The organism is Wolbachia endosymbiont (group A) of Anthophora plumipes (assembly GCF_964028115.1).
Classification (GTDB): Bacteria; Pseudomonadota; Alphaproteobacteria; order Rickettsiales; family Anaplasmataceae; genus Wolbachia.
The window spans coordinates 1,067,979-1,081,714 of sequence record NZ_OZ034756.1 but is presented as its reverse complement, the minus strand read 5'-3'; the positions used below and the strand labels follow the sequence as shown (position 1 = coordinate 1,081,714).

The following is a 13,736-nucleotide window of genomic DNA, read 5'->3' as shown; positions in this document are numbered from 1 at the left end:
GAAATTCTAATCTTACCCAGAAAAAGTAGAGAGAACCCTATGATATTATTTTTTGTAACATTGTTATACACGTCATGATAAGGGGGCTGGCAAAATGTGTCAAGTAAGTTTTTCGTTTCTATGTTATCCGCTACTTGGATGACAGAAAAGAGTGCTGGGATGACAGGAGGCAATGTAACCTCATTAAAAACTTAATTTCAGTCCAGTCAAGAGCACATAACCAGAGTTGCTATTTTCTACTTCAGGCTCTTTGGTACTAAATTTTACAATATCGAAATAGTATGAAGTGCCCATAAAAAATGGATATTCAAGGCTTAAAGCATATGATGTTAACTCGTTTGCTGCAATATCCCTACCACTATTGAAATATGTTAAGCTCAATTTACGAGAATCAGAATGGTAAGCAATACCTGCATTCATATAATACGTATTATTTATTTCAGGATTACGCTTCTCACCAGATTTACCGCCATTACCATACGAAAAAATGCAATCAAGATCGAACAATTTTAGCTTCAAACCAAAATTCCAGTGCAGTAATTGATTACGACATTCATAATTTTTAGAAGTTCCATCTGAGCAATCAGTTAAATTTTCTCTTGCAAATTCACCAGTTAAGGCAGTAGTAAAATTTATATCATCTGATAGGCCATTTTTATAGGAAAGGCCAGCAGCAATTAAATTGCTGTACTGTAAGTTATTTTTTCCTGGGACATAACTGAACCCGAGTTGAAAGTTATAGATTTCAGGGGAGATGTAGTTAATTGATGATTGTTTTAACCCTAGTTCGAGTCCATTATAATTACTGTAAATGTTGGGTTTTACCCAAAATACCTTGTCTTTATCATATCCAGGGCCATTATCTCTGTTTTCGTTACCACGCAAATTTGCATAGTTTGTCCAATGACCATTTACTCCTCCAGCAGCTGTATAAATTTTTGAAGTGTTAATTAACATGCCCTGACTAACTAAACTTCTTTTACCATATTCAATTGATCCAAGCACCTGATTTTTAATGATGAAATACCATTCCTCCATGTCTAACTTTTCTATGTCTAACGCTTTTAGGTTTGCAATACCAGAAACTCCTGCCTTAACATTAAACCCCATTTGAGTATTTGGATAAACTTGCTGTAAATAAAGAAAGCGCAAGTATGAATAACTTGAAGTTTTATCCTTAGCCTTAGCATTGAAAGAACCTCTGTTGAAGGCGTAGCCGAATCTCAAATCTACTTTTCCATCTAGTTCTGCATAAAATATTTCCTTATCCAGAATTGTTCTAGAGCTAGCACTATTCTGCAAAAATAATGATGAAAGCAATGCTACCAGGTAGTACCTTAACTTCATAAATAAACTTAAATTTTTATAAAAATTTAAGTTTAAACTCAATATAAATAAAAAACAACTTTTCAGAAGGCGCCGCTGGTAGATTTTGCTGCCCGTTTTTGAGCTATATTCCCATAAATTATTGATACACTTGGTAATTTTCGCTTTAATAACTGCTTATTAATGGCAGAATGTATACGATTAATTATTTTAGACGTACTTTTTACATCGCAGTTAATCAAAACAAAAAGCACTTTATTCTCATCAATATACCCTAGAAAATCATCACTACGGCAATTTTTACAAAAATGTTCTATGATAACTTTCAGTGCATCATTTGTCTCACTACAGCTACTATTTAAGCCAATCACTCCTATAGCTGCATTAATTTGATGTTGAAAGGCAAAATTTAATATAACGTATAACTCTAGAATAGTAGACTCATTGTTTGGTATATCGAATAAGTCATGGTTTTTATATTTTTTACCCATTAGATATTCATCTCTAAAGATTCCTAATTTATGAGACAAGCTGATATCACGTATCAATAGCTCATAATTTATTTTATTACTAGCAAATTGTGCAGTGCGGAAAACTTTTACTTTTGTCTTTATATCTTCTCCTTTAGCATCAGTTAAGGAAAAACCTATCACTTTAGGTAATACATCAAGTAAATCGTGCCATTTTCGGTATACTCTAAATAATTCTTCATGTCGTCAGCTGCTCTTGCACTTAAAATATTGATTAACGGCTTATTAAGTAAATTCCCTTCCTCGTATTTTAACAAATTCCTTGCGGCTTGATTGAGCCCTAAAATTAATACGTTTTTTTTCTTATTATCCTGACAAACAGATACCACAGCATCATCTTTCCTTCTTGCAGTTATGAAATCATCCATACTTTCATTCTATACAGCATATTTATAAGTATAATAAGATTATATTAAAATTTACTTACTTATTAATATGCTTGATTAGATATAGATAAAATGTCATACGGAATGGCTTTGTTAGCTATTTTAGGTGGTAATAAATGGATAGTCAAGCAAAGTTACAAATGTAACTTTGCTTGACTTATCCGTTTTTTTTATATCTTTATTACAATCATAACCTCTAGCTCTGAGTTATACCCCTTTGTTACATTGTATTAGATGGAAGTAGAACAAGTCACGTTTAGTTGTTCTGAAAGATCTACTATAGCTAACTGAAAAAAGGTTACCCCAGAAGGGATAAAAAGGTATAAAATGGCTTTAGATAAGGTAGAATGATGCCAAAGTGAGAATCTGAGGGAACGTGTTTTGAAAGTAGGTAGCTTGTGCTGTTTACCCAGTCTTACCAGTGTGGGGTTTAGCTATCCTTGGCGTTAATTCTCTCGTATGTTTTGCTGGTGGTTTAGCTTTTCATATGAAGCATGAGAAAGAATCAGACAATGTTGAGGAGGCTGAAGAAGCAGTTAGGAATTATGGACCACCTCCTCCTTACTCTCCTCCTTATAGTGAATTTAATAATTCTAATGCGGAACAGCAGTTTGGGAATTGTGAGGGGTTCTAAACCCACAACTATACGAACATTGCAATTTCAGATCCAGTGCCTTGACTACAAATGTTCGTATAGTTGTGAGCTTGACCATAAAATGATTCTTAAGAAAACAAATGCAATTTTTTGCAGGTTTCACGTATGATAAAAATTAACAGTTTTATTTTTAGCCAAATTAATTGAATCAAGCTACAAAACCTGCTAAAGTTAACTTTATGAAAGCACCCTTAGCTCAGTTGGATTAGAGCATTTGACTACGGATCAAAAGGTCGGGCGTTCAAGTCGCTCAGGGTGCACCACATTTTATAGGAAACAGAAGTCACACTTGAAATTAATATATGCAATACCTATCTTTAAAGGTTAAACACTAAACTATTATATATGAGCAAAAAAGACTACTATGATCTGCTGGAAGTAGGAAGAAATGCCAGTATTGATGAGATAAAAAAAGCGTATAAAAAATTAGCGTTAAAATATCATCCTGATAGAAATCCTGGCAATCAAGAAGCAGAGGAAAAATTTAAAGAAGTAACAGCTGCATATGAAGTTCTATCTGACTCTGAGAAAAGGGCAAGCTATGACCGTTATGGCCACGAAGGTGCTTCTGGTGGGTTTCAAGGCTTTAGCTCTGCAGGAGATTTTAGCGACATATTCAATGACTTCTTTGGTGGAGGATTCGGTGGTGGTGCAAGTAGATCAAGAGCAAAGAGGAGCACAACAGGAGTGTCTGGAGCAGACCTACGTTATGATCTTGAAATTACCTTAGAAGATGCATTTAAAGGAATACAAGCGCCTATACATTATGTGACAAATGTAAAATGTGACACATGCCAAGGCACAGGTAGCGAAGGAGCAATTAAACCAGTTCAGTGCCCCACATGCCAGGGAAGCGGTAGGATTAGAACTCAACAAGGCTTTTTTACCATCGAAAGAACATGTACTACATGCTATGGGGAAGGAGAAATAATACAAAATAAATGTAAGAAATGTGGTGGAAGTGGACGTAGAAGAGATGAAGTAAATATATCCGTTTCAATTCCAAAGGGCATAGAAGAAGGAGCTAAGGTAAGGATAAGTGGTAAAGGAGAAGCTGGAGCAAGAGGTGGAAAAAGTGGAGATTTATACGTATACGTGAAAATAGCTCCCCATAAAATCTTTACTCGAAATAAGGCAGATTTACACTGTAAAGTACCTATAAGAATGACACTAGCTGTGCTTGGTGGTGAAATTGATGTTCAGTCAATTGATGGAGCTAAAACAAAAGTAAAAGTTCCAGAGAGCACTCAAACTGGTACCAAGTTACGTTGTAAGGAGAAGGGTATGCCGCATATGAGTTCACATGTTCGCGGTGATTTGTATGTACAGGTAATAGTTGAAACCTTAAATCTAAAAAGTTTAACCAAAAAGCAAATTGAGCTATTAAAAGCGTTTGAAGAAGAGGAAAATGCAAATGTACAACAACGATCTGAAGGGTTTTTTAGTAAAGTAAAAAAAAAATAAGAAATCTGCTAAATGACATGAAGGAGTAACTGTTTACGGGTTTTCATTTAATCCTGCAATTCTTTGACCTTATTAATGGAAAACTTAACAATAGTGTTGATATCAACATTATTAGCCAACAGAAACTTCTTAGTTCCTTAAAATTATGTAAAAGCAATAAATTTCTTTATTTAAGGTCGAAGTTTTGCTACTCTCAGGTTTTAATAATTTAAATTTAATGAATATAAACAAAAATGAGTTTTTATTTCTTCCGCTTGGGGGAGTAGGAAGAATCGGGATGAATGTTAGCCTATATCATTATCAAGGTAAGTGGATTATGATCGACCTTGGTGTTGGTTTTGCAGATGAAACTATGCCAGGTGTTGAGCTGCTCATTGCTGATGTAGATTTTATTGCTCAAAGAAAAAAAGATTTGCTTGGAATAATAATTACACATGCACATGAGGACCACTGCGGTGCAGTGCCCCACTTGTGGGAAGAGTTGCAGTGCCCCATATATACAACAAAGTTTACGGTTAATTTTCTTAGGGAGAAACTAAAGGAGTTTCGATTAGAAGATACAGTACCTGTGAAAGAGGTGGACATAAATGGCAGCACAAATTTGGGTCCTTTTACCGTCGAGTTTATAAATATAACTCATTCAATTCCTGAGGCAAATTCAATATTAATTAGCACTGAAATGGGTAGTGCACTCCATACCGGAGACTGGAAATTTGATCCAAAACCTGTTGTTGGATTAACTTCTAATATAGAGCGTCTAAAAGAAATTGGCGATAAAGGTGACCTGCTTGCAGCAATTTGCGATTCAACCAATATATTAAGCAAGCATCACCCTGAGTCAGAAGGTGAAATTTATAATAACATTTATAACATAATAAAGCGGTCTAAAAAATTAGTTGCTGTTTCGCTATTTGCTTCAAATGTGGCACGAATTGAAACGATAAGCCAAGCTGCAAAAGCACTAAATAGAAAAGTAGTTTTACTTGGTAGATCTTTATGGAGAATAGTGAAGGTTGCGCAAGATAGTGGTTATTTAACTGATTCTCCTCAGTTTCTTGAAGCAAAGGAAGCAGTAAATTTTCCAAGGGAAAAACTGGTGCTACTTTGCACAGGTTGTCAAGGTGAGCCACTGGCAGCAACTTCAAGGCTTGCTAATAAGAGTCATCAAGCATTTAAAATGCAGCAAGGTAATACCATGATCTTTTCGTCAAAAATCATTCCTGGAAATGAAACTCGTGCGCACAACATGCTCAATGCCTTTATTGAGATGGGGGTAGAAGTTGTTACTGAAAAAACAGAGCATGTTCATGCTTCTGGGCATCCAACAAGAGAAGAGTTAAAGGAAATGTATTCTTTAATAAAACCGAAGATGTCTATTCCAGTTCACGGCGAATATATTCACACGCATGCACATGTAAAATTTGCTAAAGAGTGCGGTGTGGCAAAAGCAATAATGATTGCACCAGGTGATATTGTTAATTTGGAGAGCGGAGAAAAAGTTGATTCAATCGATGTTGACTACTTTGGTATTGATGGTATGCTGCTACGTCATCCGGAGAGCAGTGTTATAAAAATGCGTAAAAGAATGAGAGATGCCGGAGTTATTGTGGTAATAGCAGTTGTAAACAAGAAAAATAAATTGCTTACTAAACCGAAAGTATTTGTACCTGGTGTTTTTGAAGTGCTAGAAGATGCAGCTATTATACAGAAAATTGTCAAGAAAGTTGAGTCGTTGTTTAGTTTGCAGCCAACAAAAAAAATTAAAAATAAGATTGAAAGTTCAATATTGAGTATCTTAAAGGAATATTTACTAAAAAGACCTATAATTGAAGTCCAGATAGAACAGGTATGAAATGAAAGAATGAAGTTATTCGTTCAATTAATATTGCTTGTTTCGTTATTTATTCCTTATTTTACAAAAGCTGCTTTATATGTTGATATAAAAAAAAGCAGTGTTGGTAACATTGGTCTTGTTGTATCTAAATGTACATGTAAAACAGCGCTGGAAAGCGAATTAAGCGAAAATATTGCAAAGGTAATAGGAACAAATTTATCTAATTGTGGCTTATTTAATGTAAAACGTGGCGCGGAAGCTGAATTTAAATCTTGGAAAAGCGATACTGTAGTCACAGTAAGTTTAAGCGAAGTATCTGGTAGTGCATTAGAGCTATCATTTCGTTTATTTGACACTTTTACAAAAAGAGAATTACTTACTCAGTCAGTTGTTTTTCCAGCAAAAGACTGGAGAAAAATTGGCCACCTCGTTTCGGATGTGATACATGATAGATTGATTGGTGAGAAAGGGCACTTCAACACAAAAATCACGTATATTGCTGAAGAAAAAGATAGCAATTATAAATCCGTACGTAAAATTGCTGTGATGAATCAAGATGGAAGTAATATAAAATACTTAACAAATGGCGATAGATTTGTGTCAACACCGAGATTCTCACCAAATGGAAAGGGTATTGTTTATATCTCATACGCAAATGGTAAAAGTTATATAGTATTAAAAAATTTAAAAGACCACACTGAATCAATAATCAGCGCATTTGAAGGAGTTATTTCTGCACCAAGATTTTCTCCTGATGGTAAATCTCTTTTAATTTCCCACTCATTGGGTGGTGAAACGAATATATTATCTTTGGATTTAAGTAGTAAACGGACAAAAAAAATTACTAAAGGTTCAGCTATAAGCACTTCTCCCTCTTTTTCTCCAGATCAAAAGTATATGGTTTTTAGTTCCGATATGAGTGGGAGTCAGCAGCTGTATGTTATCGATTTTACTAACAAAAGTAAAAAACCTAAAAGAATTAGTTTTGGAAGTGGAAGATATGCTACGCCTGTTTGGTCGCCAAAAGGAGATCTGATAGCTTTCACAAAGATTCAGTCAGGAAAATTTTACATAGGAGTTATGAAGCCAGATGGCAAAGAAGAACGTCTACTTTCAGAAGGGCATAAAATTGAATCTCCGGCATGGCTACCAAATGGTAGAGAAATCATTTTCACAAGAACAGAATCACCAAGCAACTCTAAACTATATTTAGTAGACTTAGTAAAGAAAAATCAAAAAATGGTTTCCACTCCCACAAATGCTTCTTTACCGGATTGGTCTTATTCTTGAACTACTGAGCTGCTTGCTCCACAGCATTGATTTATTGCCACATTAACAAGATATCCCGCTACACCACCTACTATAGTACCAGCGATTCCTGACAACACAACAGTTGCAATTACTCCAATAGCAGCAATTTCAGGTATAATTCCCATTGTAGCCAGTGTGGCTCCTATAGCGCCAAACAATAATGCTGAGCTTATAATTATCCAGCTCCTCCCTGAAGATTGTTTTTGTGGAGAATTATGTATTAAGATGTATATGAACAAGTAGAGAGAGCAAGCAAAGTTTTGCATATTGATGAAACTAGCCATTATTCTAAAGGTAAACTTGGCTGGTGCTGGGTGTTTGCTAATAATGAAGCAAGCCTTATTAAATTAGCAGACACAAGAGGAGTTAAGTTTCTAGAGAGTAGTACATTTTCTAGTTATAAGAATTTGGTTGTTACCGATAGGTATGCGGTTCACAACTACTTCAGTGACGAAAAAAGACAGATTTGTTGGGCACACTTGTTAAGGGATTTCGAAAGGCTATCTACCCACTTTAAATGGTGCTATATTGGGCCTTAACTTGACGCGTATGGTTTATTTAACACTCCCGGTTAAAATAATTACTTAGCAAACAATAGGTTTCATGTAATGGTAACCCTATAACGGAAGAGTAGGAGCCGCGTAAGAACAATACGAACATCCCAGCTAGGCCTTGTATATTGCATCCCCCTGCCCTATTTTTCCACTCTTCTGATGCTAAATAATACTTAATTTCTTGTTCACTGAGACGTTTAAATTTCACTATTGTAACCACAGTTCTAATATGTTGTTTAGATTGATCGGGAGTTAATAGACACACACTGGTATATACTCTATGCCTTCTTCCTGATAACAAGCGGATGCATTTTTCTGCTTGCTCAACGTTTTCAGCTTTAAGCAATATCCTTCTACCACAAGCAACAACTGTATCAACACCAAGCACAAAGTAATTTGGATTTGAACTTTGTATTTTCTCAGCTTTACTTTTTGCCATACGGATTGAGTAATCCTTCGGAAGTTCCTTTTTTAAAGGGGCTTCATCTATGTCTGCTGGCAAAATTAAACCTGGCTCAATATTTATTTGTTTTAGTAAAGCTATACGCCTTTTCGATGATGAAGCAAGAATAAGATTATTTAGAGATCGTTCTGTCACTTGTACCTTTAAGCCTTCTAATGATCCGACCTTTTTTCGCATTCCTATCGTAAATGCTCATCTCAACTAACACCCTATCCCCGATAATGATGCGTATTTTACTTCTTCTCACTTTCCCTGATACATGACAGATAATCTCATGTTCATTGTCCAGTTTCACTCTAAATTCTGCTGCAGGTAGTAAAGCAGTTACTGCCCCTTCCACTTCAAAAATTGTTTTCGATTTCTCGTCTTTTATCATATGTTATATTATAATTTAATAATCTTTTTCAGTCTACTATAGATTTTAAATTATTATCAACACAAAAGACTTTTTGCACCCCACTTAAGTATTTCTCTTGCAACTTAATCCCAACCATCTTCACAATAATGCTTTCGAAGTGCAGCCCTGCATTTTTCACTTTCTCCAACCTAACCGAGCTTTATGGCAACCAATTCCTAACAGAGAGAAGGCGAGCTACCTACGTTTCTACTCTCTGCCACCTTCTCAATAGAACTTATAGGACTTATGTTGGAAGATAAATCATTATCACAATTCTCCTCATTGCTATCATATCCTTTATCAAAGCTTGAAGATCTGGATAATTTTCTCTCCTCTTCTGGTGGAACGCTTGAAGGTCTGGATAACTCTATCTTCTTTCGTGGAGCATTGTCAGGCTCACTAGAAATGTCTCCTGTTAGAGTATAAAATTGATCGTTGAGGCTCCTTTGTCCATCAGCACGAATTTTTTCTTCCAGTCCATTAAGCATTTCTACAACTTTATCATCCCATTCATTAACTTTATCATCCCATTCATTCTCACGCTCTAGCTCGTTTCTTAACTCTTCAACTCTCCATGCTAGGTTGCATATCTCTTGTTTAGAAGATTCCTGTTGTGCTTTATACTCATCTTCCAACTCTTGCATTTGACGTTTTAAATTGCTTATAAACCGCTCCTTTTCCTCCATTATGTGTGCTGCTTGGCCTATCTCTTTTTCAAATTCTTTTAATTTGTCTTCTAATTCCTTCTTTTCTGTATTAACACCTTTCAGCTTGTCCTCTAGCTTTCTTTTTTCTTCATGCACACTTTTAAATTCTTCCTCATTCCTCTTCAGGTTTTCTTTAAGCTGCGTTAACTCCTTGCGCATTGCATCTATTTCTGCCTTTGATCCTCGCTCCTTTTTTTCAAGTTTATCTTGTAAATCGCTAGTCCATTTTTTTAATGTTTCAATTCTTTGCCCAGCTTCTGCAAGTTTCTGATTCACTTCTTTTTTTTCTGCTTCAGCACTTTTTAACTTATTGATTAATTCTTGGGTTACCTCTTCCGAGCATGATAATTCTTTTTGCAGATCTAATACTTGTTTTGAAAACCATTCTTTATCTTCCTCTATATCCTTATTAGAGCGTTCTAACTGATCAAACTTGTCCTCTAAATCAGACTTTCCTTTCTGCACATGACATAGTTCTTCTTGCGATTTCTTTAATTTACTTTTTAACTCCTCCTTTTTTGCATTAGCAACTTCCAGCTCTTGCCTTAGCTTTCCTTTTTCTTCACATACACTTTCAAGTTCTTGTGCTTTCCCTTGTAGCTCTGCTAACGCACTTGCTAACTTTTTATCTTTTTGTGCCAGTTCAGTTTGCAATTCTGTGTTTTTTTGCTCTTGCTCAATTTCTACAGGTCTCTGATCCGATACATAATGCTCATCACCAAGTCCACTATCAACGCTTGAAAATCTGCGTAATTTTTTCTTCTCTGGTGTAACATTAACGTTATCTTCATCTTCAGTGAGTTTAAGTATAAGCATTGTATCTCCTGGGAATTCCTCGTACTCGTTTTCTGGAATGTCGAATTCTGGTCTCTCTTCTCCAAGTTTATCTTGTAAATCGCTATTCTGCCTCTCTTTTACAATTGTTTGATTATCTTCTGCTTGGGTTGTTTCTAGTTTCTCCTGTAGTTGCTGATTTTCTTGTGTTAATTCATGGTGCTTTTTATTTATCACTTGCAACTCTGCTTCTTCTTGCTTCAATTCAACGTTTTCTTCGGACAGCATCTGATTATTTAAAATCAATTCATCCATTTGTTGTGAAGCAACTTCTGGTTGAGTTTCAGTGTGCTGTAAATTGACTTCTGTTTGAATTAATGCATTGCTATTAATAGAAGGAGAAGAAGGAAGGCTATTGTCATCATCAACTTTAGGGTCTGGACCTTTCGATTCCCCCCCTGGTTCCTTATCTTGATAGGCCACTATAGATTCATTTTGAAAATTATTATTAGCAGTAGGTACAACATCAGCAGCCTTACCCTTTTCTAGTGATTTCATTACAGCATCATGTAAGACGAGGCCTTGAATATATAATTCATCATTTTGCTTTATTAATTCTAGGATCTCCTCCGATGACACAAAATCTTCACCATCAAATTTTAGTACTTCAGTTATGCCGCTACTACTCACATTCATAATCATGGTACACATTCTGGATCCATTCTCTACAGGCCAAGTGCTTGTCATTTCATAATATGCGCCTTCTTTAAATTCATAATATCTTTTCTTATCTTCTTGATGAGCGTGTATTTCATGTTTTTTATTGCAATAGATATTCAATTCTTTAATATCTTTCTCTTGCTGTAAAATGTCACTAATTCTTGTTGGCTCACTTCTATTGTAATTAATAAGGTTAACATTCAAAACTCTATCAGCGTTATCAGTTTCTGTGTAATAAGCTCGAAGCTCTACGTCTTTCCTCTCAAAATATTTACTTGCAGCTTTTTTTCCCTGCTCTGCCAACTCTATGCATTTATTTATATCTTCCTTAAAGCTCTTATTAGCAGACTCTGTTACTGCTTTATCTATGTACGTTTGTTTAAAATCTCTATCGTTTATTAGGTCATAAAAACTCCACTCATCCCTATAAGCCTTTTGTATAGCAGTGAAGTCACTTTCTTCTTTCAAAAGTACTAAGAAGCCTACCTTGTCTTCTAGATCTTTTAGTTTAAAACCTGTTATTATCTTCTCTAATTGAGAATCAAATTCTTTATTGGCAAAATTTTCAGCAAGATTATTTAAATTTCTTAATTCTTTGCATAATTTATCATTTTCTGCAATTGAGCGGCAGAACTTTATTGTAGCAGAGTCCTTAGTGGAAGGATTTTCTTTTTCCACTTCATTGATACGGTTCTTGAGAGATATAAAAGGTAGTGTAAACCGTGATGAATAACATAATTTTTCTTTTTCTTCTCCATACAACACCAGTAGGCGATGTATTGCATACCAGGTACATGATGCTGCCCTTATAACTGATTCAACATCATAATTCTCTGACTGATCACTTGTTTTTCCCGCCTCTGCTGCTTTGTCTCCCTTAGTCAAACCTCCAATCATAACACACCTCCTTTGACTATATTTATATTATACTAATTAACATATATTCAAAAAAATCAAACCACGTTCTACACTAACTTTTATTATTAACTTAATTGTGTTGAAAATAACTGCAAGTGTTAAGCTTTTGTCTTTCATTGTACACTACTCACTATAAGTTTATAATATATCTTATATAATAGACTTAGTATAGTATTAAGCTTTTGTCTTTCATTGTACACTACTCACTATAAGTTTATAATATATCTTATATAATAGACTTAGTATTTTGAGTTATGCAAGTATTTTTTTTATTGGATAAAAGTTAAAAGACGTTTTCAGAAATCTTTAAGCTCAATAACATCCTCTCTTTTTGGACTAGTTGAAATTAGATGAATTGGTACACCTATTAATTTTTCTAACTTGTCTATATATTTTATTAAATTGATAGGCAATGCTTCAATCGACCTTTTACCTTGAGTATTTTCTTTCCAGCCAGGAAACTCTTCATATATTGGCTCTAATTCCTCCTGTATTGAATGCGATGCGGGTAAATAATCATACATTTTCCCGCTATACTTGTAACCAGTGCATATTTTAATTGTATCAAAAGAATCAAGCACATCTAATTTGGTTAATACAATGCTTGAAACTCCAGAAAGTTGCACAGCCTGGCACACTAAAACTGCGTCAAACCATCCGCAGCGCCTTCTTCTATTGCTCACTGTTCCAAGCTCCTTGCCTATAGTAAATAAGCTATCTCCAATCTCGTTCTTTTGCTCAGTAGGGAATGGACCATTGCCCACTCTTGTTGTATAAGCTTTTACCACACCAATAATGTAAGCATTGGAGGCTAATCCTGAGCCTGTTATTGCTTGCGACGCTACAGTATTACTTGAAGTAACAAAAGGGTAAGTTCCGTGGTCGATATCTAAAAATGTGCCTTGGGCGCCTTCAAATATTATTTTCTTACCTTCTTTCACAAAGTCATTTAATATCCTCCACACAGGTTTTTTATATGAAAGAATTTTTTTTGAAATCCCTTGAATTTCTTTTAATATTTCTTCTTTTTTAACGACCTGGTAGTTAAGGCCTTTTCTGATAGCATTGTGGTAATTCAGAAGAGTATCCACTCTTTTATTGAGCTCATCTGCGTTTTCTAAATCACAAAGGCGTATAGCTCTCCTTCCAACTTTATCTTCATAACATGGCCCTATCCCTTTGTTTGTTGTACCAATTTTGTGATTTCCGTTTAAATCTTCAAATAGCTTTTCCTTGTCCTTATGTACGCTAAGTATTAATGGACAGCTCTCGGATACCATCAAGTTGTTATAGTTTACGTCCACTCCTTTAACTTTCAATGACTCTATTTCTGAGATTAGAGCATGTGAATCAAGAGCAACACCGTTTCCTATGATGGATATTTTGCCCGTTCTCAAAACAGCAGAGGGCAGTAAATTTAATTTATAAACCTCATCATCTATTACTATAGTGTGCCCTGCATTATTTCCTCCCTGAAATCTCACAACTACATCTGCATTCCCAGAAAGATAATCTACTATTTTACCCTTGCCTTCGTCACCCCATTGCAGACCAACAATTACAATGTTATTCATCATTATTTTCTAAATTAATACATAAATATTAATGCAGTACGCTACAAATGGAAAGAGAAATCTGCGCCTTTCCTGCACCTCTTAAATAAAGAAATATACTGTCGATTTTCTTAATATATTACC

13 protein-coding genes, 1 tRNA gene and 1 pseudogene are annotated in these 13,736 nt (G+C 35.1%); 6 read left to right on the top strand and 9 right to left on the bottom strand.

Annotated features, from left to right (window positions below):
* Window positions 1–183: 183 nt before the first annotated feature.
* From ABWU75_RS05420 to ABWU75_RS05410, 3 genes are all read right to left on the bottom strand, one after another.
* Window positions 184–1,347, bottom strand: a complete 1,164-nt coding sequence (locus ABWU75_RS05420; protein ID WP_264732547.1) for a porin — start codon at window positions 1,345–1,347, stop codon at window positions 184–186.
* 62 nt (window positions 1,348–1,409) lie between these two features.
* Window positions 1,410–1,979, bottom strand: a complete 570-nt coding sequence (locus tag ABWU75_RS05415; protein ID WP_264732326.1) for a hypothetical protein — start codon at window positions 1,977–1,979, stop codon at window positions 1,410–1,412.
* The gene (locus tag ABWU75_RS05410; RefSeq protein ID WP_353286771.1) at window positions 1,976–2,224 is read right to left on the bottom strand and encodes a hypothetical protein; all 249 of its coding nucleotides are present in this window, start codon (window positions 2,222–2,224) and stop codon (window positions 1,976–1,978) included. The genes ABWU75_RS05415 and ABWU75_RS05410 overlap by 4 nt, the downstream gene beginning before the upstream one ends.
* A gap of 439 nt (window positions 2,225–2,663) precedes the next feature.
* Here ABWU75_RS05410 and ABWU75_RS05405 point away from each other — a divergent pair, with 439 nt between their 5' ends.
* The 5 genes from ABWU75_RS05405 (at window position 2,664) to ABWU75_RS05385 (ending at window position 7,485) form a co-directional block, all read left to right on the top strand.
* On the top strand, window positions 2,664–2,876 hold the full coding sequence (locus tag ABWU75_RS05405; RefSeq protein ID WP_353286770.1) for a hypothetical protein: 213 nt from the start codon (window positions 2,664–2,666) through the stop codon (window positions 2,874–2,876).
* Window positions 2,877–3,082: 206 nt separating this feature from the next.
* Window positions 3,083–3,160 (top strand) — tRNA-Arg (locus ABWU75_RS05400).
* Between the two features lie 82 nt (window positions 3,161–3,242).
* Window positions 3,243–4,361 (top strand): molecular chaperone DnaJ, encoded by a 1,119-nt coding sequence (dnaJ, locus tag ABWU75_RS05395; RefSeq protein ID WP_264732332.1) that lies wholly within the window; start codon window positions 3,243–3,245, stop codon window positions 4,359–4,361.
* A gap of 217 nt (window positions 4,362–4,578) precedes the next feature.
* The gene (locus ABWU75_RS05390) at window positions 4,579–6,213 is read left to right on the top strand and encodes a ribonuclease J (protein ID WP_353286769.1); all 1,635 of its coding nucleotides are present in this window, start codon (window positions 4,579–4,581) and stop codon (window positions 6,211–6,213) included.
* 9 nt (window positions 6,214–6,222) lie between these two features.
* Window positions 6,223–7,485: a Tol-Pal system protein TolB gene (locus ABWU75_RS05385; RefSeq protein WP_253309121.1), complete on the top strand. Its 1,263-nt coding sequence runs from the start codon at window positions 6,223–6,225 to the stop codon at window positions 7,483–7,485.
* Here ABWU75_RS05385 and ABWU75_RS05380 read toward each other — a convergent pair.
* Window positions 7,476–7,772, bottom strand: a complete 297-nt coding sequence (locus ABWU75_RS05380; protein ID WP_264732636.1) for a hypothetical protein — start codon at window positions 7,770–7,772, stop codon at window positions 7,476–7,478. The genes ABWU75_RS05385 and ABWU75_RS05380 overlap by 10 nt on opposite strands.
* Between ABWU75_RS05380 and ABWU75_RS05375 the strand changes: the two are divergent.
* Window positions 7,734–8,012 (top strand): annotated as a pseudogene (locus ABWU75_RS05375) (IS66 family transposase); the annotation flags it as partial. The gene ABWU75_RS05380 and the pseudogene ABWU75_RS05375 overlap by 39 nt on opposite strands.
* A gap of 52 nt (window positions 8,013–8,064) precedes the next feature.
* Here the strand turns inward: ABWU75_RS05375 and ABWU75_RS05370 are convergent.
* The 5 genes from ABWU75_RS05370 to ABWU75_RS05350 form a co-directional block, all read right to left on the bottom strand.
* Window positions 8,065–8,658 carry a Maf family nucleotide pyrophosphatase gene (locus ABWU75_RS05370; protein ID WP_064125248.1) on the bottom strand — a complete coding sequence of 198 codons (594 nt, stop codon included), beginning with the start codon at window positions 8,656–8,658 and terminating at the stop codon, window positions 8,065–8,067.
* Window positions 8,636–8,899 carry a translation initiation factor IF-1 gene (gene infA / locus ABWU75_RS05365; RefSeq protein ID WP_164224845.1) on the bottom strand — a complete coding sequence of 88 codons (264 nt, stop codon included), beginning with the start codon at window positions 8,897–8,899 and terminating at the stop codon, window positions 8,636–8,638. Before infA ends, ABWU75_RS05370 begins: the two co-directional genes overlap by 23 nt.
* A 28-nt stretch (window positions 8,900–8,927) precedes the next feature.
* A complete protein-coding gene (locus tag ABWU75_RS05360; protein WP_264732335.1) occupies window positions 8,928–9,059 on the bottom strand; it encodes a hypothetical protein in 132 nt (43 codons plus the stop codon).
* Window positions 9,060–9,096: 37 nt separating this feature from the next.
* The gene (locus ABWU75_RS05355; RefSeq protein WP_353286768.1) at window positions 9,097–12,018 is read right to left on the bottom strand and encodes a hypothetical protein; all 2,922 of its coding nucleotides are present in this window, start codon (window positions 12,016–12,018) and stop codon (window positions 9,097–9,099) included.
* A gap of 317 nt (window positions 12,019–12,335) precedes the next feature.
* Window positions 12,336–13,613 carry an adenylosuccinate synthase gene (locus ABWU75_RS05350; protein WP_353287074.1) on the bottom strand — a complete coding sequence of 426 codons (1,278 nt, stop codon included), beginning with the start codon at window positions 13,611–13,613 and terminating at the stop codon, window positions 12,336–12,338.
* Between the last annotated feature and the right edge of the window lie 123 nt (window positions 13,614–13,736).

What these genes read in the sequence shown, in the direction of transcription:
- ABWU75_RS05390 (WP_353286769.1), top strand. Translation starts at nt 4,579, where the DNA reads ATGAATATAAACAAAAATGAGTTTTTATTTCTTCCGCTTGGGGGAGTA.
- ABWU75_RS05385 (WP_253309121.1), top strand. Translation starts at nt 6,223, where the DNA reads ATGAAGTTATTCGTTCAATTAATATTGCTTGTTTCGTTATTTATTCCT.
- ABWU75_RS05420 (WP_264732547.1), bottom strand. Translation starts at nt 1,347, where the DNA reads ATGAAGTTAAGGTACTACCTGGTAGCATTGCTTTCATCATTATTTTTG.
- ABWU75_RS05355 (WP_353286768.1), bottom strand. Translation starts at nt 12,018, where the DNA reads ATGATTGGAGGTTTGACTAAGGGAGACAAAGCAGCAGAGGCGGGAAAA.
- dnaJ (WP_264732332.1), top strand. Translation starts at nt 3,243, where the DNA reads ATGAGCAAAAAAGACTACTATGATCTGCTGGAAGTAGGAAGAAATGCC.
- infA (WP_164224845.1), bottom strand. Translation starts at nt 8,899, where the DNA reads ATGATAAAAGACGAGAAATCGAAAACAATTTTTGAAGTGGAAGGGGCA.
- ABWU75_RS05350 (WP_353287074.1), bottom strand. Translation starts at nt 13,613, where the DNA reads ATGAATAACATTGTAATTGTTGGTCTGCAATGGGGTGACGAAGGCAAG.
- ABWU75_RS05380 (WP_264732636.1), bottom strand. Translation starts at nt 7,772, where the DNA reads ATGCAAAACTTTGCTTGCTCTCTCTACTTGTTCATATACATCTTAATA.
- ABWU75_RS05410 (WP_353286771.1), bottom strand. Translation starts at nt 2,224, where the DNA reads ATGGATGATTTCATAACTGCAAGAAGGAAAGATGATGCTGTGGTATCT.